Annotated in this window: 17 protein-coding genes; 5 read left to right on the forward strand and 12 right to left on the reverse strand. The window is 71.4% G+C overall.

Translation table 11 applies throughout. From position 1 onward, the window contains the following. Positions 1-25: 25 nt before the first annotated feature. Entirely contained in the window at positions 26-1,387 is a 1,362-nt protein-coding gene (locus BKA18_RS05055; RefSeq protein WP_366047538.1) for a dipeptidase, read from the forward strand. A gap of 74 nt (positions 1,388-1,461) precedes the next feature. On the opposite strand, the gene BKA18_RS05060 is transcribed toward BKA18_RS05055, so the two are convergent. Next, positions 1,462-2,496: an NUDIX hydrolase gene (locus tag BKA18_RS05060; RefSeq protein WP_366047539.1), complete on the reverse strand. Its 1,035-nt coding sequence runs from the start codon at positions 2,494-2,496 to the stop codon at positions 1,462-1,464. Between the two features lie 1,029 nt (positions 2,497-3,525). Between BKA18_RS05060 and BKA18_RS05065 the strand changes: the two genes are divergently transcribed. Further along, positions 3,526-5,589: an NPCBM/NEW2 domain-containing protein gene (locus BKA18_RS05065; RefSeq protein WP_366047540.1), complete on the forward strand. Its 2,064-nt coding sequence runs from the start codon at positions 3,526-3,528 to the stop codon at positions 5,587-5,589. A gap of 471 nt (positions 5,590-6,060) precedes the next feature. Here BKA18_RS05065 and BKA18_RS05070 read toward each other — a convergent pair whose 3' ends face one another. Continuing rightward, positions 6,061-7,017 (reverse strand): ROK family protein, encoded by a 957-nt coding sequence (locus tag BKA18_RS05070; protein WP_366047541.1) that lies wholly within the window; start codon positions 7,015-7,017, stop codon positions 6,061-6,063. Positions 7,018-7,159: 142 nt separating this feature from the next. Here BKA18_RS05070 and BKA18_RS05075 point away from each other — a divergent pair, with 142 nt between their 5' ends. Continuing rightward, positions 7,160-8,200, forward strand: coding sequence for a LacI family DNA-binding transcriptional regulator (locus BKA18_RS05075; protein ID WP_366047542.1), 1,041 nt, complete (start codon positions 7,160-7,162; stop codon positions 8,198-8,200). Positions 8,201-8,985: 785 nt separating this feature from the next. Here the strand turns inward: BKA18_RS05075 and BKA18_RS05080 are convergent. Then, positions 8,986-10,296 carry a DUF6986 family protein gene (locus BKA18_RS05080; RefSeq protein ID WP_366045121.1) on the reverse strand — a complete coding sequence of 437 codons (1,311 nt, stop codon included), beginning with the start codon at positions 10,294-10,296 and terminating at the stop codon, positions 8,986-8,988. A 195-nt stretch (positions 10,297-10,491) separates the two neighbouring features. Here BKA18_RS05080 and BKA18_RS05085 point away from each other — a divergent pair, with 195 nt between their 5' ends. Continuing rightward, on the forward strand, positions 10,492-11,010 hold the full coding sequence (locus BKA18_RS05085) for a DinB family protein (protein WP_366045122.1): 519 nt from the start codon (positions 10,492-10,494) through the stop codon (positions 11,008-11,010). Positions 11,011-11,129: 119 nt separating this feature from the next. On the opposite strand, the gene BKA18_RS05090 is transcribed toward BKA18_RS05085, so the two are convergent. The 4 genes from BKA18_RS05090 to BKA18_RS05105 all read right to left on the reverse strand — a co-directional run bounded on the left by BKA18_RS05090 (position 11,130) and on the right by BKA18_RS05105 (position 14,266). After that, on the reverse strand, positions 11,130-12,092 hold the full coding sequence (locus BKA18_RS05090; protein WP_366045123.1) for an electron transfer flavoprotein subunit alpha/FixB family protein: 963 nt from the start codon (positions 12,090-12,092) through the stop codon (positions 11,130-11,132). Between the two features lie 49 nt (positions 12,093-12,141). Further along, entirely contained in the window at positions 12,142-12,927 is a 786-nt protein-coding gene (locus tag BKA18_RS05095; protein WP_006607345.1) for an electron transfer flavoprotein subunit beta/FixA family protein, read from the reverse strand. Between the two features lie 212 nt (positions 12,928-13,139). Next, entirely contained in the window at positions 13,140-13,646 is a 507-nt protein-coding gene (locus BKA18_RS05100; RefSeq protein ID WP_366045124.1) for a flavin reductase family protein, read from the reverse strand. Between the two features lie 224 nt (positions 13,647-13,870). Further along, entirely contained in the window at positions 13,871-14,266 is a 396-nt protein-coding gene (locus BKA18_RS05105) for a TlpA family protein disulfide reductase (RefSeq protein ID WP_429638380.1), read from the reverse strand. A 325-nt stretch (positions 14,267-14,591) separates the two neighbouring features. Here BKA18_RS05105 and BKA18_RS05110 point away from each other — a divergent pair, with 325 nt between their 5' ends. Then, a complete protein-coding gene (locus BKA18_RS05110; protein ID WP_006607348.1) occupies positions 14,592-15,308 on the forward strand; it encodes a lysophospholipid acyltransferase family protein in 717 nt (238 codons plus the stop codon). A 34-nt stretch (positions 15,309-15,342) separates the two neighbouring features. Here BKA18_RS05110 and BKA18_RS05115 read toward each other — a convergent pair whose 3' ends face one another. The 5 genes from BKA18_RS05115 to BKA18_RS05135 form a co-directional block, all read right to left on the reverse strand. Next, complete coding sequence (locus tag BKA18_RS05115; RefSeq protein ID WP_366045384.1) at positions 15,343-16,041, reverse strand: B3/B4 domain-containing protein; 699 nt, start codon at positions 16,039-16,041, stop codon at positions 15,343-15,345. A 44-nt stretch (positions 16,042-16,085) separates the two neighbouring features. Continuing rightward, complete coding sequence (locus BKA18_RS05120) at positions 16,086-16,664, reverse strand: transglutaminase domain-containing protein (protein WP_366045125.1); 579 nt, start codon at positions 16,662-16,664, stop codon at positions 16,086-16,088. 84 nt (positions 16,665-16,748) lie between these two features. Next, positions 16,749-17,837: a threonine aldolase family protein gene (locus tag BKA18_RS05125; RefSeq protein ID WP_366045126.1), complete on the reverse strand. Its 1,089-nt coding sequence runs from the start codon at positions 17,835-17,837 to the stop codon at positions 16,749-16,751. After that, the gene (locus BKA18_RS05130) at positions 17,816-18,640 is read right to left on the reverse strand and encodes an SDR family NAD(P)-dependent oxidoreductase (protein ID WP_429638166.1); all 825 of its coding nucleotides are present in this window, start codon (positions 18,638-18,640) and stop codon (positions 17,816-17,818) included. The genes BKA18_RS05125 and BKA18_RS05130 overlap by 22 nt, the downstream gene beginning before the upstream one ends. Further along, a complete protein-coding gene (locus BKA18_RS05135) occupies positions 18,637-20,034 on the reverse strand; it encodes a DUF6421 family protein (RefSeq protein ID WP_366045127.1) in 1,398 nt (465 codons plus the stop codon). The genes BKA18_RS05130 and BKA18_RS05135 overlap by 4 nt, the downstream gene beginning before the upstream one ends. Between the last annotated feature and the right edge of the window lie 424 nt (positions 20,035-20,458).

The raw sequence follows: 20,458 nt of genomic DNA on the forward strand, positions 1-20,458 counted from the left end.
ACGCCGCGCCCACCAGGAGCGTTCCATGTCTGACAGTCCGCTCGCACACACCGTCGCCGCACTGCAGCCGCGTGCCAGGACCGAGCTGGCCGAGCTGGTGGCCTTCAAGTCGGTGGCAGATCCGGCCCAGTTCCCCCGGAGCGAGTGCGAGGCGGCCGCCCGGTGGATCGTCGGGGCACTGCGGGCGGACGGCTTCCAGGACGTGGCGCTGCTGGACACCCCCGACGGCACCCAGTCCGTGTACGGCTACCTGCCCGGCCCGGCCGGCGCCCCGACGGTCCTGTTGTACGCGCACTACGACGTGCAGCCGCCGCTGGACGAGGCCGCCTGGGTCTCCCCGCCGTTCGAGCTGACCGAGCGCGACGGCCGCTGGTACGGCCGCGGCGCCGCCGACTGCAAGGGCGGCCTGATCATGCATCTGACGGCGCTGCGCGCGCTGAAGGAGCACGGCGGTGTGCCGGTCAACGTCAAGGTGATCGTGGAGGGTTCCGAGGAGCAGGGCACCGGCGGTCTGGAGCGCTACGCCGAGGCGCACCCCGAGCTGCTGGCCGCCGATGCCATCGTCATCGGCGACACCGGTAACTTCCGGGTCGGGCTGCCGACGGTGACCGCGACGCTGCGCGGCATGACCTTGATACGGGTCCAGGTCGACACCCTGGAGGGCAATCTGCACTCCGGCCAGTTCGGCGGCGCGGCCCCCGACGCACTGGCGGCGCTGATCCGGATCCTGGACTCGCTGCGCGCCGAGGACGGTTCGACGACGGTCCGGGGCCTGGCCGCCGACGCCACCTGGGACGGCCTGGCCTACCCGGAAGCCGACTTCCGCAAGGACGCCAAGGTCCTGGACGGGGTCGGGCTGCTCGGCAGCGGCAGCGTCGCGGACCGGATCTGGGCGCGTCCGGCCGTCACGGTGCTCGGCATCGACTGCCCGCCGGTGGTCGGTGCCACGCCGTCCGTCCAGGCAGGCGCGCGGGCGCTGGTGAGCCTGCGGGTGCCGCCGGGCACGGACGCGGCCGAGGCGACGAAGCTGCTGGCCGCGCATCTGGAGGGCGCCGCCCCGTGGGGTGCGCGGGTCGCGGTCGAGCAGGTCGGGCAGGGGCAGGCGTTCCGCGCGGACACCAGCAGCCCGGCGTATGCGTCGATGGCGGCGGCGCTGCAGGAGGCGTACGACGGCGAGGAGATGCAGACCTCCGGCATGGGCGGCTCGATCCCGCTGTGCAACACCCTGGCCGGGCTCTACCCGGACGCGGAGATCCTGCTGATCGGGCTGAGCGAGCCGGAGGCGCAGATCCACGCGGTCAACGAGAGCGTCTCGCCGCAGGAACTGGAGCGGCTCTCGCTGGCGGAGGCGCTGTTCCTGGGGCAGTACGCGAAGAGCCGCGTCTGAGGTCCTGCGTCCCGCAGGGACGGACGGGCGCCGCGGCCGGCCGGGGCGCGGCGCCCGATCCTCCGGCGGGTGCGTCAGCCGACGGGGACGCCCGCCTCCAGGTGGAGCGGACAGCCCTGTTCGCGGGCGCGCAGCGCCCAGCGCAGCCGGTTCCAGCGCACCGGCGGCAGCATCTTCTCGGCCTCGGTCTCGGTGACGAAGCGCCAGTCGCGCAGTTCGGAGCCGGGCAGCAGCAGCTTGCTGATCCGCTCGTCGGTCAGGGTGCCGCCGTCGTAGAGCAGCCGCATACCGCCGAAACCGGGCGGCTTGGGGGCTTCCCAGTCCAGTACGAGCAGCCGGGGCGCACGGGGCAGTTCGATGCCGAGCTCCTCGGCGACCTCCCGCACCCCGGCGTGGACGGGTGCCTCCCCGCGCTCCACGATGCCCCCGGGGAATTCCCAGCCGGCCTTGTAGGTCGGGTCGACGAGCAGCACGCGGTCCTGGTCGTCGAAGAGCAGCACCCCGGCCGCGAGCGTCTCGGCGGTCGGTTCGGGGGTCTGCACGATGTCGCAGGCGCCGGCACCGGTGCGTACGGCCTCGGCGACCCGCTCGGCGGTCTGCCGGGGCGTCAGCCGGGTGGTGTCGACGACATGGGCGTCGTCCTGGAGCCAGGGCAGGGCGTCGGCGTACGGACCCAGGTGTTCCAGGCTCCACCGGCGCGTCGACGCGGCGGCCTCGGTGTCCTCGGCGGCGTCCGCACGGTGGGCTATTCGGGCGCGCAGGATCGTTTCCTCCGCATGCAGCAGCACATGCCGTACGGGAATCCGGCGGGCGGCGAGGGCGCCGAAGATCTCGTCGCGGTACTCCTGCCGCAGCAGTGTCATCGGCGTGATCAGCGGGCCCGGCACTTCGGTGAGCAGTGCCCCGGCGGTGTCCACGACCAGGCGCCGCCAGGCCGGCAGATCCTGATAGTCGTCGATCTCCTCGAACCGCTTGGCCGGCAGCATCAACCGCAGTCCGCTGCCGAGGAGTTCGGGGTCGTAGAGCGTGCTTCCGGGAAGCAGGTCGAGCAATTCTTGAGCCGCAGTGGTCTTGCCCGCACCGAACGTGCCGTTCAGCCAGACGATCACGGTTTCCCCTCTTCCCTAGACCCAGGTGAGTTGCCCGGCACACCCTGCCACGGAAAGTCCGGGGCCAGGGGCCGCGTACAGGACCGGGAACGTTGCGCATTCGACCAACGGCGCGGCCAGGGAGACTTCGCGCACCCGTGGACGAGCCGATCGCGAAATGCACCGCGCGGAGGATGCCGGTCACCGCATCCCCGCCGCGAAGCCCCCGGCAAACAAGCGCTCCCCAGCCCCTCCAGAACCGAAACCCTCCCCCGCATACCGGATTCCCGCCGCGTCGCCCCAGGCGGCGCGCATATGACGGCGGCCCGTGGACGGCCGACGGCCGGTTCCGCACGGTCCACCACGCTTTGCCCGCCTCAAGGGCCGGCGACCGGCGAGGAAATGCCGCCGGAGGAGCAGGAATACCGGTGTCCGGAGTTCGCCCCCCTCTGCAGGGAAATGCCTGACCCTGGGAGGAATTCGTTGCCCTTCCAGGGGAATTGCTTGGCCCCAGGGCGGTGAGTGCGCGGAAGACGTACGGAGGGAGAGTGACCTGCCGGTACTGCATCCGGACACACCTTATCCGCCGCCGATTGCGGCTATCAGGAATTCCCGGGGCGGGGCCCGCGTGGAATTCGCCAGGGTGCAGACGCGGGTGCGGATACCGGCGCGGAGGCGGAGAACGAGTATGCGCTCGGGCCGGAGTCGGCGCATGCCTGTCGGTGGCAGGCGACGGAGAGAGGACGCGGAAGGGAGAAATTGCCGTATCCCGCGGTTTGTTCACCCCCCGTACAGCGAGGTGGCGAGAGGTCGGGGCAGCTCGGGGCAGGCAGGCGGCGCGCCAGGCGAGCAGGCGGAACCAAACATAACCGAACGCACGTGGCGAGATCTCGCCCGAACGGCGGGGAACGTCACGGACTTTGGGGGCGACAGAGGAACCATCACCGCCCCTCTTCCAACAGACTCCAACAAGCTCTACCGTAAACACTCGCCAGCGACCGGTCGCGACCCCACCACACCTCTCTCTCGTGAAGACGGAGGACGCGAAGCATGCGCGTTCATATCCGCACCACCCACCGGCGAGGTCACCGAAGAATCGTCGGAGCGCTGTCCGCCGCACTGCTGTGTACGGCAGGGGTGACCGCCCTGCCCGCCGCGGCCCGTACGCCCGACACTCCGGGCCCCGGCACCGCCCGCAGCGGCGGCACCACCGCACCCCGGCTTCCCGGCGGGCTCGCCAAGACGCCCCCGATGGGCTTCAACAACTGGAACTCCACCGAGTGCCGGGCGGAGTTCAACGAGGAGATGGTCAAGGGCATCGCCGATCTCTTCGTCAGCAAGGGCCTCAAGGCCGCCGGCTACCAGTACGTCAATCTCGACGACTGCTGGGCGCTGCCCACCCGCGACGGGGCGGGCAAGCTCGTGCCCGACCCCCGGCGTTTCCCGCACGGCATCAAGGCAGTGGCCGACTATGTGCACGCCAAGGGCCTGAAGTTCGGCATCTATACGAGCGCCGGCATCAAAACCTGCAACCCGGCCGGATTTCCCGGCGGACTGGGGCACGAGACGTCCGATGCCCAGCAGTTCGCCGACTGGGGCGTGGACTACCTCAAGTACGACAACTGCAATAACCTCGGCGTGGACGCCAAGCAGCGGTACCGCACCATGCGGGACGCGCTCAAGGCCACCGGACGGCCCATCGTCTACAGCATCTGCGAATGGGGCGAGAACAAGCCCTGGGAGTGGGCGTCCGACGTAGGGCATCTGTGGCGCACCACCGGCGACATCAGCGACTCATGGGCGAGCATGCTCGGGATCGCGAAGCAGAATCTGCCGCTCGCGCCGCACGCCGGGCCCGGGCACTGGAACGACCCGGACATGCTGGAGGTCGGCAACGGCGGGATGACCGACACCGAGTACCGCAGCCACTTCTCGCTGTGGTCGATGATGGCCGCCCCCCTGCTGATCGGCTCCGATCTGCGCAAGGCCACCCCGGAGACCTTCACGATCCTGGCCAACAAGGACCTCATCGCCGTGGACCAGGACGCACTGGGCAAACCGGCCACGGTGCTGGCGTCCGAGTCCGGCCGCTGGACGCTGGTCAGGCAACTGGCGGGCGGCGACCGCGCGGTGGCGCTGTTCAACGAGACCGACCAGCCGCAGCGGATCTCCACCACCGCCGGGGAGGCGGGCCTTCCGCAGGCCGCCGGTTACCGGCTGCGCGATCTGTGGCAGCACCGGGACACCCACACCACGGGCACCGTCTCCGCGACCGTGCCGCCGCACGGCACCGTCGTCTACCGGATCTCCGCCGACCCGCACTGGGCCGAGTATCCGCCGGCCGTCGAGACCGGTCTCGACCACACCCCGCTGGTCGAGGCCGGCACCGCCGCCGACCTCCGCTCGACCGTCCGCAATCTGGGCGGCACCCCCGCCAGGAACCTCATGGTGACGCTCCAGGCCCCGCATGGCTGGCAACTCAAGGCCACCTCGCCGGCGACGGCCCGCGCGCTGCCCGGCGGGAAGACGCTCACCACCCGCTGGAAGATCACCGCACCGGCCGGCACCCCGCCCGGCGCCTACGATGTGCCGCTCACCGCCGGATACCGCTCACCCCGCGGCGAACGGACCACCACGACACTGCCCGGCACGGCTCATGTCGTGGTGCCACCGCCGTCCGGGACCTCGTACGCCGCCGAACTGCCCTGGCTCACCGCCACCAACGGCTGGGGCCCGGTCGAGAAGAACACCAGCGTCGGGGAGCGTGCGGCGGGGGACGGCAGACCGCTCAGCATCGGCGGCACCGGCTTCGCACGGGGCCTGGGCACCCATGCCGCGAGCGCGGTGAGCTTCTACACGGGCGGACGCTGCTCCGCGTTCCGTGCCCAGGTCGGCATCGACGACGAGTCCGGTGACCGGGGCTCCGTGGGCTTCGAGGTATGGGCCGACGGCAAGCGGGTCGCCAGGACCGCCACGGTGACCGGCGCGGACGCGGCTACAGCAGTCAGCGCCGAGATCACCGGAGCCCGGACCGTCCGGCTCGTCGCGACCGACGGCGGGGACGGGATCGACTACGACCACGCCGACTGGGCGGACGCCAAGTTCAGCTGCTGAGAGCTGAGTTGATGCCGGGTGGGGTCGGACGGCCCGCCCGGCATCTTCGCGTGTTCGCCCGTTCGGCTCTTCGCGTCATGGGTGGGCCGTTGCTTCGGTGGGCGTCGTTTAGGGGACGCCGCTGCTTCGGTGGGCGCCGTCGCTTCGCTACGGCGCCGCTTCGGTAGGCCTTGTCGCTTTGGACACCGCCGGTTCGGTGGGCCGTTCCTTCGGCGAGCCCCGTCGCTTCGCAGGCCTCCACCTCGGAACGCCGCCGCTTCGATAGGCCCCATCGCTTCGGTACACCGCCGGTTCGGTACACCGCCGGTTCGGTGGGCCGCCCCTTCAATAGGCCCTGTCGCTTCGGTACACATGCCGCTTCGGCACGCCACCGCCTCGGTACGCCGTCGGGCTGGCCGGGCGTATGCGTCACCGTGCACCGCGCGGCCGAACACCATCGCAACGGGGTGCATCCAGCACCCCGTCGTGTGGTCACGGCGCCGGAACGAAGGCTTCCAGTCGGGACTGTTGGGCGGCGGCCGCGGCGGCTCCCACCACCCCGGCGTCCGTACCCATCTGGGCGGGGACGACCGTCAGCCCCGAGACGAACGACAGCGTCGCGTACTCCCGCAGGGCCGCCCGCAAGGGGGCGAAGAGGACCTCGCCCGCGCCCGCAACTCCCCCGCCGATGACCGCGATATCGATCTCGACGAGCGTGGCGGTGGCGGCTATCCCGGCGGCCAGCGCCTGGGCGGCCCGCTCGAAGGAACGGCGGGCGACCGGGTCCCCGGCACGCGCGGCCGCGGCGACGGCTGCCGCGCTGGTGTCGCCGTCGGGGCCCGGCTGCCAGCCGTTGGCCAGCGCCCGGCGGGCGATGTGGGGACCGCTGGCGATCCGCTCCACACAGCCCCGGGCGCCGCACGGACAGGGGTCACCGTCGAGGTCGACGCTGATGTGGCCGATGTGCCCGGCGTTCCCCGTGGGGCCCGGATGCAGCCGGCCGTTGAGCACGAGTCCCCCGCCGACTCCGGTGGAGACCACCATGCACAGCGCATTCGCGTGGCCGCGCGCGGCGCCCTGCCAGTGCTCGGCCGCGGTCATCGCGACACCGTCACCGACCAGCACGACCGGACGCTCCCCGACGAGCGCCCGCACCCCGGCGACGAGCGGGAAGTCGCGCCAACCGGGGATGTTGACCGGGCTGACGGTGCCGGCGGCGGCGTTCACCGGGCCCGCACTGCCGATGCCGACGGCCGCCACCCGCGCCCACTCCGGCCCCGCGGCCAGCTCACCGACCACCTCGGCCACCGCACGCATCACGGTCGCCCCGTCCTTGTCGGCGGGGGTGGGCCGGGCCGCCCGTACGATCAGCCTGCCGTGGGTGTCCACCAGAGCGCCGGCGATCTTGGTGCCGCCAATGTCCAGCGCTGCGCTGAGGTCCGTCTGCATCGGTGATGAATCTCCTGGTGGGCCCGGGAACCGGGGGTATCGTCCCGGCGCGTGAACGCCAGTCTTCCGTTGATTGACAACGTTGTCTAGAGGCTATGCTCGACGCCACACCTCGACGCCGAGAGAAACAGGACCGCACACCGTGACCGACACCGCGCGGGGCACGTCCCGCCGCTATGGCACCCGGCCCACGATGAAGGATGTCGCGGCACGCGCCGGCGTCGGACTCAAGACGGTCTCCCGCGTGGTCAACGGCGAACCGGGGGTGACCCCGGACACCGAGCGACGCGTCCAGGAAGCCATCACCGCCCTGGGATTCCGCCGCAACGACTCCGCCCGGATTCTGCGCAAGGGGCGTACGGCCAGCATCGGTCTGGTGCTGGAGGACCTCGCCGACCCCTTCTACGGCCCGCTCAACCGCGCCGTCGAGGAAGTCGCGCGCAGCCATGGGGCGCTGCTGATCAACGGCTCCAGCGCCGAGGACCCGTCCCGCGAACAGGAGTTGGTGCTGGCGCTGTGCGCGCGGCGGGTGGACGGGCTGGTCATCATCCCGGCCGCCGACGACCACCGCTATCTGGAGCCGGAGATCACGGCCGGGATAGCGACGGTGTTCGTGGACCGTCCGGCCGGCCGGATCGACGCGGACGCCGTGCTCTCCGACAACTTCGGCGGCGCCCGGGACGCGGTGGCCCATCTCATCGCGCACGGCCACCGCCGGATCGGCTTCATCGGTGACCAGCCTCGGATCCACACCGCACGGGAGCGGCTGCGCGGCTATCGCGCGGCGATGGCCGCGGCCGGACTGCCCATCGACGATTCCTGGGTGTCGCTCGGCTCCACCGCACCCGACCGCGTACGCGCCGCCGCCACCACGATGCTGGATGCCCCAGAGCCGGTCACTGCGCTCTTCGCGGGCAACAACCGGGTCACCGTCACCGCCGTACGCGTCCTCGGTGAACGCCCGCGCCCGGTCGCGCTGGTGGGCTTCGACGACTTCGAGCTGGCCGATCTCGTCCGGCCCGCGATCACGGTCGTCGCCCAGGACCCGGCGCGCATGGGCCGGACGGCCGCCGGGCTGCTCTTCCGCCGCCTCGACGGCATCGAGGACCCGCCGCGCCGCACGGAGATCCCCACCCGTCTGATCGCCCGCGGCTCGGGCGAGATCCCTCCGACCGAGGACTGAGCGAGAACGTCCCGACCTGATGGCCCGTCCACCAACCGCCCGGGCCACTCGGACCACTCGGGCCACCCGCGCCGGCACCGCTCGCACCGCCCGCCCACACACCGTCAACTGCCCCTTTGCAGCCCCCCACATCAGCCTCATCGGCTCCCCCCGCCGTGGTCCTTCATCAACGCACAGCCATGCTCGCACGCGCCACTGACAACGCGATGCCGCTGTGTACGGCGCGGGTCGCGGGAGGTGTTGGCAACTAGGGCGGCGGGCGGGATGCAGGCGGGACGGGGCGAAGCGAGGCGAGCGGAGGGTGGCAGGAAGGGACGGGGCGCGGCCGGGCGAGACGCCCCAGAGAGGCGCGCGGCCACGCGCGCCGAGCAGGCTCAGCCCGGCCGGGCCGAATTGGCGGCGGCCGGCCGGGCCAAGCAGGCGGCGCGCGGCCCGGCGCCGAGGCCGGGGCCGCGCGGCTCTCCCCCGCCCCCTCCCCCTCCCCCCTTCGGGGGAGGGGGCGGGGGTGGGTTCGGGGGTGGGGGGGTGAGGGGTGCCGACCGGAGGTGGGGTGCCGAGGGGAGGTGGGTGCCGAGGGGAGGTGGGGTGCCGACCGGAGGTGGGGTGCCGATCGGAGGTGGGGTGCCGAGGGGAGGTGGGGTGCCGAGGGGAGGTGGGGTGCCGAGGGGAGGTGGGGTGCCGAGGGGAGGTGGGGTGCCGAGGGGAGGTGGGGTGCCGAACCCCACGCGCCCCGCCCCCAGCCCCCTCAGCCCCTCTTCCGGCCCCCAGCCAGCCCCCTCAGTCCCTCAGCCCCTCTCCCCCAACCGCCCCGCCAACCCGTCCAGATCGCCGCGCGTAAGCCCGGTGAGCCGGGCGACCTCTTCCGGGTCCACGGCGCCGCAGTCCAGGCCGCGCAGCAGATAGCCGCTGAGCGCCTTGGCGGTGGCGGGCTCGTCCATGACGTCGCCGCCGGCCTTGGCGACATAGGCCGCGAGCCGGGCCGCGGCCTGCTCCAGGCCCTCGCGGTAGAAGGCGTAGACCGCCGCGTAACGGGTGGGCAGATGGCCGGGGTGCATGTCCCAGCCCTGGTAGTAGGCGCGGGCCAGCGAGCGGCGGACCAGGCCGTGGTGCAGCCGCCAGGCGTCGTGGACCCGTTCGGTCGGGCCGACCGGCAGGACGTTCGTCGAGCCGTCGGAGAGGCGGACGCCGGTGCCCGCGGCGGCCACCTGCATCACGGCCTTGGCATGGTCGGCCACCGGGTGGTCGAGGGACTGGTGGGCCGCGCTGACGCCGCAGGAGGCGCTGTAGTCGAAGGTGCCGTAGTGCAGCGACGTGGCCCGGCCCTCGGCGGCTTCGATCATGCGGGCAACGGTGGCGCGGCCGTCGGCCCCCAGGATCGACTGGGTGGTCTCGATCTGGATTTCGAAGCCGATCCGGCCGCTCTCCAGGCCGTGCGCCTTCTCGAAGGCCTCCAGCAGCCGGACCATGGCGGTGACCTGCTCGGCGTAGGTGACCTTGGGGAGCGTCAGCAGCAGGCCGTCGGGCAGACCGCCGGCCCGCATGAGGCCGGTGAGAAAGATGTCGAGGGTGCGGATACCGCGGTCGCGGACGGCGGCCTCCATGCACTTCATCCGGATGCCCATGTACGGGGCCGCGGTGCCTCCCCCAGCCTCCGGCCGGGAGGTGCCCCCACGGTACGCGGCGGCGACCAGGGCGGCGGCGCGGGCCGCGGCCTCATCCTCCTCCGCGTCCGGGCGGGGGCCGTAGCCGTCCTCGAAGTCGATGCGCAGGTCCTCGACCGGCTCGCGGATCAGCTTGGCGCGGACCCGGTCATGGACCTCGTCGGCGAGCGCGTCGGGGAGGCCGAGGACGGCGGCGAGCGCAGCGGCGTCCGGGGCGTGCTCGTCGAGGGCGGCGAGTGCCTGGTCGCCCCAGGAGCGCACGGTGTCGGCGGCGAAGACGTCGCCGGGGACGTAGACCGTGTGGACCGGCTGCCGGGTGCCGGGGTCGCCCGGGTAGCGCCGCGCCAGATCCGCGTCCACCTGGGCGAGAGCGGTGCCGATGCCCTCGCGTACGGTGTCCGCGAGGCTCGTCGCCACGGTCTCCTGCTGCCCCATTCGCTGCCCCTCCCGTTGCTCGGCCCGACCATCGAGCACATTCCGTCTAACGGAATCAACAATCCGTATAGCGAAGTTATCCGGGTCGTTCGGCAAGGTCAACACCCCCCGCCCGGAGCGGCGCAGGTCAGGGGCGTGCGGCCGTCGACCGGAAACCCCGTGGCGCCACGGCGCCGGTCTCGTCAGACTCCCCGCATGACTTGGATCGCACCCACTATCGAGCGCAAAGAACTCCCCACCGTGGCCGGTGAACGGGAGATGCTTCAGGGCTGGCTCGACTTCCATCGCGACACCCTGCTCGCGAAATGCACCGGACTCACCGCCGACCAGCTCACCCAGGCCGGCTGCGCGCCGTCCAACCTCACCCTGCTGGGCCTGGTGCGCCACATGACGGAAGTCGAACGGACCTGGTTCCGCAAGCGCTTCCTCGGCGAGCGGATCGGCGATCACTACTTCACAGAGGACCATCCCGACGCCGACTTCAACGATCTCGACCCGGCCGCCGCCGAGGCTCATTTCGCGGCCTTCCGCACCGAGATCGAGGCCTGCGACGAGGCCGTGTCGGACAGCGAACTGGACGAGACCTTCCTCAGCTCCCGGGGCCGCCCGCTGAGCCTGCGCTGGATCTACGTCCACATGATCGAGGAGTACGCACGGCACAACGGCCATGCGGATATCCTCCGCGAGCAGATCGACGGCGTGACCGGCAGCTAGGGCATCCCCCAGCGGCCCTTGCCGCCGCCTTTCCGTCGCAGACGCACGAGGCCCCGTACGCGCCATGCGTACGGGGCCTCGTGCGCGCGCCGAAGCGGGCTCCGGCGCGCCCGGCGGGCTCAGCCCTTGCGGGTCTTGACCTCGTCGGTGAGGGCCGGGACGACCTCGAAGAGGTCGCCGACCACGCCGTAGTCGACCAGGTCGAAGATCGGCGCCTCGGCGTCCTTGTTGATCGCGACGATGGTCTTCGAGGTCTGCATACCGGCGCGGTGCTGGATCGCGCCGGAGATGCCGGCCGCGATGTACAGCTGCGGCGAGACCGACTTACCGGTCTGGCCGACCTGGTTGGTGTGCGGGTACCAGCCGGCGTCCACCGCGGCGCGCGAGGCGCCGACGGCCGCACCGAGCGAGTCGGCGAGCGCCTCGATGACCGGGAAGTTCTCCGCGCCGTTGACGCCACGGCCACCGGAGACCACGATCGCGGCCTCGGTCAGCTCCGGGCGGCCGGTCGACTCACGCGGCGTGCGCGAGACGATCTTGGTGCCCTTCGAGGAGTCGGCGATGGTCACCGCGAGCTGCTCGACCGTACCGGCGGCCGGCGCGGCCTCCGGAGCGGCGGAGTTGGGCTTGACCGTGATGACCGGAGTGCCCTTGGAGACACGGGACTTGGTGGAGTACGAGGCCGCGAAGACGGACTGCGTGGCCACCGGGCCCTCGGCGCCGGCCTCCAGGTCGACGGCGTCGGTGATGATGCCGGAGCCGATGCGGACCGCGAGGCGGGCACCGATCTCCTTGCCCTCCGCGGAGGACGGCAGCAGCACGGCGGCCGGCGAGACCGCGTCGTAAGCGGCCTGCAGCGCATCGACCTTGGGGGCGACGAGGTACTCGGCGAACTCGGGCTCGTCGGCGGCCAGCACCTTGACGGCGCCGTGCTCGGCGAGGACCTTCGCGGCCTCCTCGGCGTTGGGGCCGAGGTGGACGGCTACCGGCTCGCCGATACGGCGGGCGAGGGTGAGCAGTTCGAGGGTGGGCTTGCGGACGGCACCGTCCACGTGGTCGACGTAGACAAGGACTTCAGCCATGGGATTGCTCTCCTGCGGGAAGAATGAGGGCGGTGGTAAGGGCTGCGGCTCAGATGAACTTCTGGCCCGCGAGGAACTCGGCGAGCTGCTTGCCGCCCTCGCCCTCGTCCTTGACGATCGTGCCCGCCGTACGGGCCGGACGCTCGGTGGCGTCGTCGACCTTGGTCCAGGCACCCTCGAGGCCGACCTCGTCCGCCTCGATCTCCAGGTCCTCCAGGTCCAGGGACTCCACCGGCTTCTTCTTGGCGGCCATGATGCCCTTGAAGGACGGGTAACGCGCCTCGCCCGACTGGTCGGTGACGGACACGACAGCCGGCAGCGCGGCCTCCAGCTGCTCGCTGGCGGTGTCGCCGTCCCGGCGGCCGGTGACCTTGCCGTCGGCGACGGAAACCTCGGAGAGCTGGGTGACCTGAGGGACGTTCAGCCGCTCGGCGAGCAGCGCGGGCAGCACACCCATCGTGCCGTCGGTCGAGGCCATACCGCAGACGACGAGGTCGTAACCGGTCTTCTCGATGGCCTTCGCGAGCACGAGCGAGGTGCCGAGCGCGTCGGTGCCGTGCAGGTCGTCGTCCTCGACGTGGACGGCCTTGTCGGCGCCCATCGACAGCGCCTTGCGCAGCGCGTCGTTGGCGTCCTCGGGACCCACGGTGAGGACCGTGATCTCCGCGTCGTCGGCCGCTTCCTTGATCTGCAGGGCCTGCTCGACGGCGTACTCGTCGAGCTCCGAGAGCAGACCGTCCACATCGTCACGGTCGACGGTCAGATCCTCGGCGAAGTGCCGGTCGCCGGTGGCGTCGGGCACGTACTTCACACAGACAACGATCCTCAAGCTCACGCCGACTCTCCTACCTGCTTCGTCTCTTCCGAACTGCCTGGTGCTGGCAGCATAGGCGCCTCTGGGGGCGGCTCCCGGGCGGAAGCGGTTCCCCACGCCGACCGTCATATTACTCGCCAGTACATCCAGTCTTGTGCCCCGAATCAAGGCTGTCGAAATGTGACCTTGCCAACGGACCCGACCGGGCGACGAAGAGGCGGAGCGGGAACCCGTCAGTCCCGCAGCGCGTTGAAGCGGCCCTGGTGGTAGAGCAGCGGACGGCCGGGCCCCGCGGGGTCGCCGACCACGGGCCGAGCGAGCACGAGGTGATGGTCACCGGCCGGCACCCGCGCCACGACCTTGCACACCAGCCAGGCCAGGACGCCGTCCAGGAGGGGCACCCCCTCGGGACCCGTGCGCCAGGAGGTGGCGGGACCGAAACGGTCGGCACCGCTGCGCGCGAACGTGGCGGCCAGCTCCTGCTGGTGCTCGCCGAGTATGTGGACGCCGATGTGCTCGGCCTCCGCGACGGTCGGCCAACTGGAGGAGCCGGTGCCGATACCGAACGAGACCAGCGGCGGGTCGGCAGCCACGGAGGTGAGCGAGGTGGCGGTGAAGCCGACGGGGCGCGAGCCGTGCGCGGTGATCACCGCGACACCGGCGGCATGCTGCCGGAAGACCGAGCGCAGCAGCTCGGGAGAGGCGGTACGGGGCGTTCCGAGGCCGGGCGAGGCCGTCATGGAGTTGTCCTTCAGCTGTGGTGTGCGGGCCCGGGCAGCGCCGCCGGCGCCGGGCCGCGGTCGGCGGCTGTGAGGTCGTCGCTGCTCACGCGCCCGGACAGCGGGCGCCGGCAGTCCGCAGCAGGTCGACGTGGGCGCGTCCGTAGAGAAGGAATCCTGGCCACATCACGTCAGAGTGACGATGCGTGACCCACAGCGTCAAGGGGCGCCCGCCATCTGGGAGATCAATCACGGACGGCCGCACCCAGCGCCGCGATGACATCGGCCTTGCGGGGCTGCCCGGCGGCCCGGCGCACGATCGCGCCCTCCGCGTCGAGCACCAGCACCGTCGGGGTGCGCTGCACCGCAAGCTCCCGTACGAGCGCGAGATGGTCCTCCGCGTCGATCTCGACATGGGCCACCCCGTCGACCATGCCGGCGACCTCGGCCAGGGTGCGCCGGGTGGCCCGGCAGGGCTGGCAGAAGGCGCTGGAGAACTGCAGCAGGGTGGCCCGCTCCCCCAGCGCCGCGCCGATCTCCGCAGCGCTCAGCCGCGCTGCCCCGCCCCGGTCGTCCCGCTCCTGCACCGTCGTCCTCTCCTTGCTGTAGTGGTGTCTTCGGCCCGAGGCGCTCACCGCCATGGGCGCCGTGACCGCACCACCTGTCCGGTCGTCCAGGGGTGCAGCGTCCACGGGACCGTAAAGATTCCCGGGCGGTCCGTGCCCACGTGGCGCCTCTCCCCTGCCTCGTCGGGTTACTCCCCGCGGTGCGATCGGCGCCGTGGGCCACTGGGGACAGGCGGTCCGGCCGCCCTTACACGTGACAAGAATCTCCCGGCCGTGGTGGCTGCCGCGCTGGCCGCCACGGCCGACATCGGGCACGATCTCCCGAAAGCCGCAGTTACGGCTGCGTAGGTTTCCGCCGGGAGAACCCTCCCCAGGCGTGGAAAAAGGGGTCCTCCGGACAATGGCAGAGCTCGTCTATCCGCCGGTGATCGGCGCCGCCCGCACTCTCTTCAAGGCGCTCGATCTGAAATTCGACATCGCCGGGACGGACCATATTCCGCGCCGCGGCGGGGCGGTTCTGGTGAGCAATCACATCGGCTATCTGGACTTCGTCTTCGCCGGGCTGACGGCGCGGCCGGCTAAGCGGCTGGTGCGTTTCATGGCGAAGGAGTCGGTCTTCCGGCACAAGGTGTCGGGGCCGCTGATGCGCGCGATGAAGCACATCCCCGTGGATCGGGCGCAGGGGATGGACGCCTACAAGCACGCCCTGTCGGCGCTGCGTTCGGGGGAGATCATCGGCGTCTTCCCCGAGGCGACGATCTCCGAGTCCTTCACCCTCAAGACCTTCAAGTCGGGTGCGGCGCGGCTGGCCCAGGAGGCCGGGGTGCCGCTGCTGCCGGTGGCGCTGTGGGGCACCCAGCGACTGTGGACCAAGGGCCACAAGCGCGATCTGGGCCGCAACCACCTGCCGATAACGATCCGGGTGGGCGAGCCGATGGAGGCCGACCCGGCCGAGTCGGCCGAGAAGATCACCGACCGGCTGCGGGCCCGGGTGCAGGACCTCCTGGAGGCGGCCCAGCGCGCCTATCCCGTACGCCCCAAGGGTCCCGACGACACCTGGTGGATTCCGGCCCACCTCGGCGGCACCGCACCCGCCGCGCCCGGGAGCATCGCCTAGGCATCGAACCGGATCGGACCGGCCGGCCGTCGGGTCACTGCGACCAGATCTCGCCGATCTCGATACGGGCGTCCGGGCAGGCCTTGTGCAGCGCCTCGGCCAGCTCGGCGCCGGCGGCCGTCAGCGCATCGAGCGGCATCGGAGCCATCCGCTCCAGCAGGAACAGCGCACTGACCGAATCCTCGGTGAGGCGGGTGCGCACGCCCTGACGCCAGTTCCAGCGGCGGCAGGTGACGCCCTCCTCGTCGCACCAGACCACCTCGCCCGCCTCGGGGTGCTCGATGACCTCGGCGCCGCCGGCGGCGGTCGCGAACGGCTCGTCCCCGGTGGCCCTGACCAGCCGCATCCCGCCTCGGATGCGGTCCAGGTCCTCGCCGCCCACGGGGATGAGATGGGCGACGCTGATGGCGTTGTAGAGGTCGACGAGCCGGTTGATGCGCGGCAGGCCGCCGTCCGCGAGCGCCCGCCTGGCCAGCGCCTCGGCGGAGTTGCGGGTGCGCGACGGCTTGCTCCCGAAGGCGGTGTACGCGGCGCGCCAGGCGGCGAGGTGCGGGTCGTCCTGCGGGGCGCGCCCGTCGAGGCGCTCGGCCAGCCGTCGGGTGGCTTCGTCCAGGAGCGCCGAGCCGGCCTCGTCGCTGGGCCCGTTGGTCAGGTCGTGGGCTTCGACGGCGAGGTAGCCGAAGCCGGGCGCCAGGGCACGCACCTCGTCGGAGACGTGCAGGGCGCAGGTCATGCCGGAAACGGGGACGGGCGAAGAGTCGGGCATGGGGGCGTTCCTCAGAGATCGGTGGGGAGCGTCTGCCAGAGGTGAGGCCGGTCGACGGCCTCGCGGAGGCATTGGAGCACGACCGGATGCGGTTCAGCAAATAGCACCGGGTAGTCCAGTTCGTTGCACTCGGCCCGTACGGGGAAGGCGAGCTGCTCGCGGTCGAGGCGGAACTGCGCGTCGATGCCGGGCTTGTTGCCCCGTGGATCCTGCCGGGCCCAGCGATGCGCACCGGGCAGCCGGAGGGCCACCAGACCGTGGACGACATCGAACTTCTGGTAGCACAGCGCGGCCGGGATGCCCCGGACGCGCAGCAGGGCCGCGAGGGCGTGCGCCTTGGCGCAGCAGATGCCGGTGCGCTGCGCGAGGACGTCCGAGGCGCGCCAGGTGACGCGCGGATCACCGGTGTCCGCGCTGTGCGGGATGGCGTCGCGGACGAAGGTGAAGGCGGCCTTGGCGTATGTGTATGCATCCGGGGCGTCGGCGGCGAGCGTCGCGGCGGTGGACCGGACGAGCGGATGCCCGTGATCGATGGCTTCGCATGCGGCCAAGTAGGCGGATATATCCGGGGTGTTCTGGATCAGCTCCATGCGCGGGGAGCGTAGCGATGCGCCCGACCGAGAGTCAATGACTTTTCGGTCGGGCGCATAGCTATACGGAATGGCAGGGCCGGGTCAGCGGCTGATCTCCTCGCGGAGCGCGGCCAGGAAGCCGTCGACGTCCGCCTCGGTGGTGTCGAACGCGCACATCCAGCGCACCTGGCCGGTCTGCTCGTCCCAGAAGTAGAAGCGGTAGCGCTTCTGCAGCCGCTCGCTGACATCGTGCGGCAGTCGGGCGAAGACCGCGTTCGCCTGCACGGGGTAGCAGATCTCCACCCCGTCGATCTCCCGCACCCCGGCCGCCAGCCGCTGCGCCATGGTGTTGGCGTGCCGGGCGTTGCGCAGCCACAGGTCCTTGGCGAGCAGCGCCTCCAACTGGACGGAGACGAAGCGCATCTTGGAGGCCAGCTGCATGGACAGCTTGCGCAGATGCTTCATCGCGCGCACCCGGTCGGGGTTGAGCACGACCACGGCCTCGCCGAAGACCGCGCCGTTCTTGGTGCCGCCGTAGGAGAGGATGTCGACCCCCACGGCGTTGGTGAAGGCCCGCATCGGGACGTCGAGCGTCGCCGCGGCATTGGCGATCCGCGCGCCGTCGAGATGCACCACCATGCCGCGCTCATGGGCGTGTTCGCAGATCGCCCGGATCTCCTCGGGCGTGTAGACCGTGCCCAGCTCCGTGCTCTGGGTGATCGAGACGACCTGCGGCATGGCGCGGTGCTCGTCGTCCCAGCCGTACGCCTCGCGGTCGATCAGCTCGGGGGTGAGCTTGCCGTCCTCGGTCGGTACGGTGAGCAGCTTCAGCCCGCCGACCCGCTCGGGCGCACCGCACTCGTCGACATGGATGTGCGCGGTGTCGGCCGCTATCACCGCACCCCAGCGGTCGGTCACGGCCTGCAGCGCGACGACATTGGCGCCGGTGCCGTTGAACACCGGGAACGCCTCGGCGCGCTGCCCGAAATGGCTGCGGACGATCCGCTGGAGGTGCTCGGTGTAGTCGTCCTCGCCGTAGGCGACCTGGTGGCCACCGTTGGCGAGAGTGAGCGCGGCGAGTACCTCCGGATGCGCGCCTGCGTAGTTGTCGCTGGCGAAGCCGCGTATCTCGGGGTCGTGGTGCAGCCGGGCGTCGGTCTTCGCTCCGGTCACGGCTCGGGGGTCAGCCACAGACGCTGTCCATTCACTTCCTGGGCGGGCCGGCTCCAGACCCCGGCGATGGCCTCGGCCAGCTCCGTGACATCCGTGAAGCCCGCGAACTTGGCGTTCGGTCGCTCGGCGCGCATCTGGTCGTTGACGAGCGCCTTCACGATCAGGATGGCAGCCGCGGCGCGCGGCCCCTGCTCACCCCCCGCCTTACGGAAGCCGTCCGCCATGGCGAGCGTCCAGGCCTCGGCGGCGGCCTTGGCGGCGGCATAGGCGGCGTTGCCCCCGGTGGGCTTGCTGGCGCCGGCCGCGCTGGTGAGGAGGAAGCGGCCGTTGCCGCTGCGTTCAAGGGCCTCGTAGAACGCGAGGGAGGTGTGCTGCACGGTGCGGATCAGCAGCTTGTGGAGCGCTTCCCAGTCCGTGAGGTCGGTCTCCGCGAAGGTCGACGAGCCGCGCCAGCCGCCGACCAGATGCACCAGGCCGTCGACCCGGCCGAATTCCTTCTCCGTACGGGCCGCCCACTCCCGGGCCTGGTCCACGTCGAGGAGATCCACCGTCTCCCCTATGACCGTGGCGCCCCCGTGGGCGTACCGGGCCGCGTCCACGGCCTCCGCCAGCCGCTCGGGGTTGGAGTCCGAGCCGACCACCACCGCGCCCGCCTCGGCCAGTCGCAGCAGGGTCGCCCGGCCGGCCGGTCCGGCCGCGCCCGCGACTGCGATGACCGCACCCTCCAGCGGCCCCTGGCCACCCGTCGACGTCACCATCTCCGTCGCCTCCTCGTCCTGCTCCTGGACGGCCTTCGGCCGGGTGTTCCGGTCGGTCTTCATGCCGCCGCCAATTCATCGCTGTGGGCCGTGATGCCCTTGGTGGATGCGATCACAGCACGCAGCTTCTTGGCGAGCGCCTCGTAGAACATACTCAGCGGGAACTCGTCGGGGAGCACGTCGTCCACGAGTTTGCGCGGCGGCTGGTCCAGGTCGAGGGCGTCGGGCCCCTTGGCCCAGACCGACCCCGGGTGCGGTGCGAGGTAGGTCGAGACGAGGTCGTACGCGGCGAACCAGTGGACCAGCTTGGGCCGGTCGATGCCGTCGCGGTAGAGCTTTTCGATCTCGCCGCACAGCTCGTTGGTGACCTTGGGCGCCCGCTCCCAGTCGATGTGCAGTGTGTTGTCCGTCCAGCGTACGACGTCGTGCTTGTGGAGGTACGCGAAGAGCAGCTGTCCGCCCAGGCCGTCGTAGTTACGGACCCGGTCGCCGGTGACCGGGAAGCGGAACATCCGGTCGAAGATCACCGCGAACTGTACGTCGCGGGCCTGCGCATACCCCTCGGCCTCCAGCTTCACGGCCTCCTTGAAGGCGGTGAGGTCACAGCGCAGCTCCTCCAGGCCGTACATCCAGAACGGCTGGCGCTGCTTGATCATGAAGGGGTCGAACGGCAGGTCACCGTGGCTGTGGGTGCGGTCGTGCACCATGTCCCACAGGACGAATGCCTCCTGACAGCGCTCCTGGTCGGCGAGCATCTCGCCGATGTCCTTGGGGAGTTCCAGGCCCAGGGTCTCGACGGCGGCCTGGCTGACCCGGCGGAAGCGGGCGGCCTCGCGGTCGCAGAAGATGCCGCCCCAGCTGAAGCGCTCGGGGGCCTCGCGCACGGCGATGGTCTCCGGGAAGAGCACCGCGGAGTTGGTGTCGTAGCCGGCCGTGAAGTCCTCGAAGGCGATGCCGCAGAAGAGCGCGTTGTCGTAGCGGGTGCGCTCCAGCTCGGCGAGCCAGTCCGGCCAGACCATGCGCAGGACGACGGCCTCGAAGTTGCGGTCCGGGTTGCCGTTCTGGGTGTACATGGGGAACAGCACGAGGTGCTGGAGGCCGTCGGCACGCTGCTGGGCGGGCTGGAAGGCGAGCAGCGAGTCGAGGAAGTCCGGCACACCGAAGCCGCCGTCGGCCCAGCGGCGCAGGTCGGCGGCGAGCGCCTGGTGGTAGGCGGCGTTGTGCGGCAGCAGCGGGGCGAGCTCCCCGAGGGCCGCTATCACGCGGTCGACCTCCGTACGGACGGCGTCTGCGCTCGGTGCGCCCTCCGCCTCCAGGTCGACCGAACCGTCCTTGGACTGCCAGGGGCGGATGGTCTCGACCGCGCTCTTGAGCACGGGCCACGCCGGGTGTCCGACCACACTCCCTGCGGTCGTGGTGCCCCCCTGGACACCCACAGGCGAAAGAATTTCCGTCATGACTGCCCTCCGGCGGTAGATCGTGTTGTCAGGACACGGTAACCAGCCAAGGATCGTCCACTCAAGTGGGCTAGCTGAAAATTATCTCGTTGACACCCCGTACACACGCCGATTTTTCCTGTGCGTGACGGCTTGGACGCCACTTCCTCTCAGGCGTGGGCGCACTCTCCGCGCTTCCTCCAGGAGCCGACAACCCCGTGAGAGAGCCTTGAGCGGGCCCTGGGCGGGGTCCGGAGGAGCCCTGGGTGCACCGCGCCGGACAGGCCGCGCAATCCCCTCCCCGGCACCGTGTGGCATATGCCACACCCGCTCGGACAAGGGGTCGCAGCGTGCTGCCGCCGCCTGAGGGATCTCCTCTCCGGACGCCTCCGACGCCGCGCCCCGGCTCCGGGATGCCGTCAGCGCACCGGGGAATCGCCCACAT

The organism is Streptomyces auratus (genome assembly GCF_050433025.1).
Taxonomy (GTDB): Bacteria; Actinomycetota; Actinomycetes; order Streptomycetales; family Streptomycetaceae; genus Streptomyces; species Streptomyces sioyaensis.

Bases quoted from the DNA above. Each gene is read 5' to 3' on its own strand.
- BKA18_RS05135 (WP_366045127.1), bottom strand. From the start codon at position 20,034: ATGACGGAAATTCTTTCGCCTGTGGGTGTCCAGGGGGGCACCACGACC.
- BKA18_RS05055 (WP_366047538.1), top strand. From the start codon at position 26: ATGTCTGACAGTCCGCTCGCACACACCGTCGCCGCACTGCAGCCGCGT.
- BKA18_RS05130 (WP_429638166.1), bottom strand. From the start codon at position 18,640: ATGAAGACCGACCGGAACACCCGGCCGAAGGCCGTCCAGGAGCAGGAC.
- BKA18_RS05105 (WP_429638380.1), bottom strand. From the start codon at position 14,266: ATGGCGGTGAGCGCCTCGGGCCGAAGACACCACTACAGCAAGGAGAGG.
- BKA18_RS05110 (WP_006607348.1), top strand. From the start codon at position 14,592: ATGGCAGAGCTCGTCTATCCGCCGGTGATCGGCGCCGCCCGCACTCTC.
- BKA18_RS05065 (WP_366047540.1), top strand. From the start codon at position 3,526: ATGCGCGTTCATATCCGCACCACCCACCGGCGAGGTCACCGAAGAATC.
- BKA18_RS05070 (WP_366047541.1), bottom strand. From the start codon at position 7,017: ATGCAGACGGACCTCAGCGCAGCGCTGGACATTGGCGGCACCAAGATC.
- BKA18_RS05090 (WP_366045123.1), bottom strand. From the start codon at position 12,092: ATGGCTGAAGTCCTTGTCTACGTCGACCACGTGGACGGTGCCGTCCGC.
- BKA18_RS05080 (WP_366045121.1), bottom strand. From the start codon at position 10,296: ATGGGGCAGCAGGAGACCGTGGCGACGAGCCTCGCGGACACCGTACGC.
- BKA18_RS05100 (WP_366045124.1), bottom strand. From the start codon at position 13,646: ATGACGGCCTCGCCCGGCCTCGGAACGCCCCGTACCGCCTCTCCCGAG.
- BKA18_RS05115 (WP_366045384.1), bottom strand. From the start codon at position 16,041: ATGACCTGCGCCCTGCACGTCTCCGACGAGGTGCGTGCCCTGGCGCCC.
- BKA18_RS05085 (WP_366045122.1), top strand. From the start codon at position 10,492: ATGACTTGGATCGCACCCACTATCGAGCGCAAAGAACTCCCCACCGTG.
- BKA18_RS05120 (WP_366045125.1), bottom strand. From the start codon at position 16,664: ATGGAGCTGATCCAGAACACCCCGGATATATCCGCCTACTTGGCCGCA.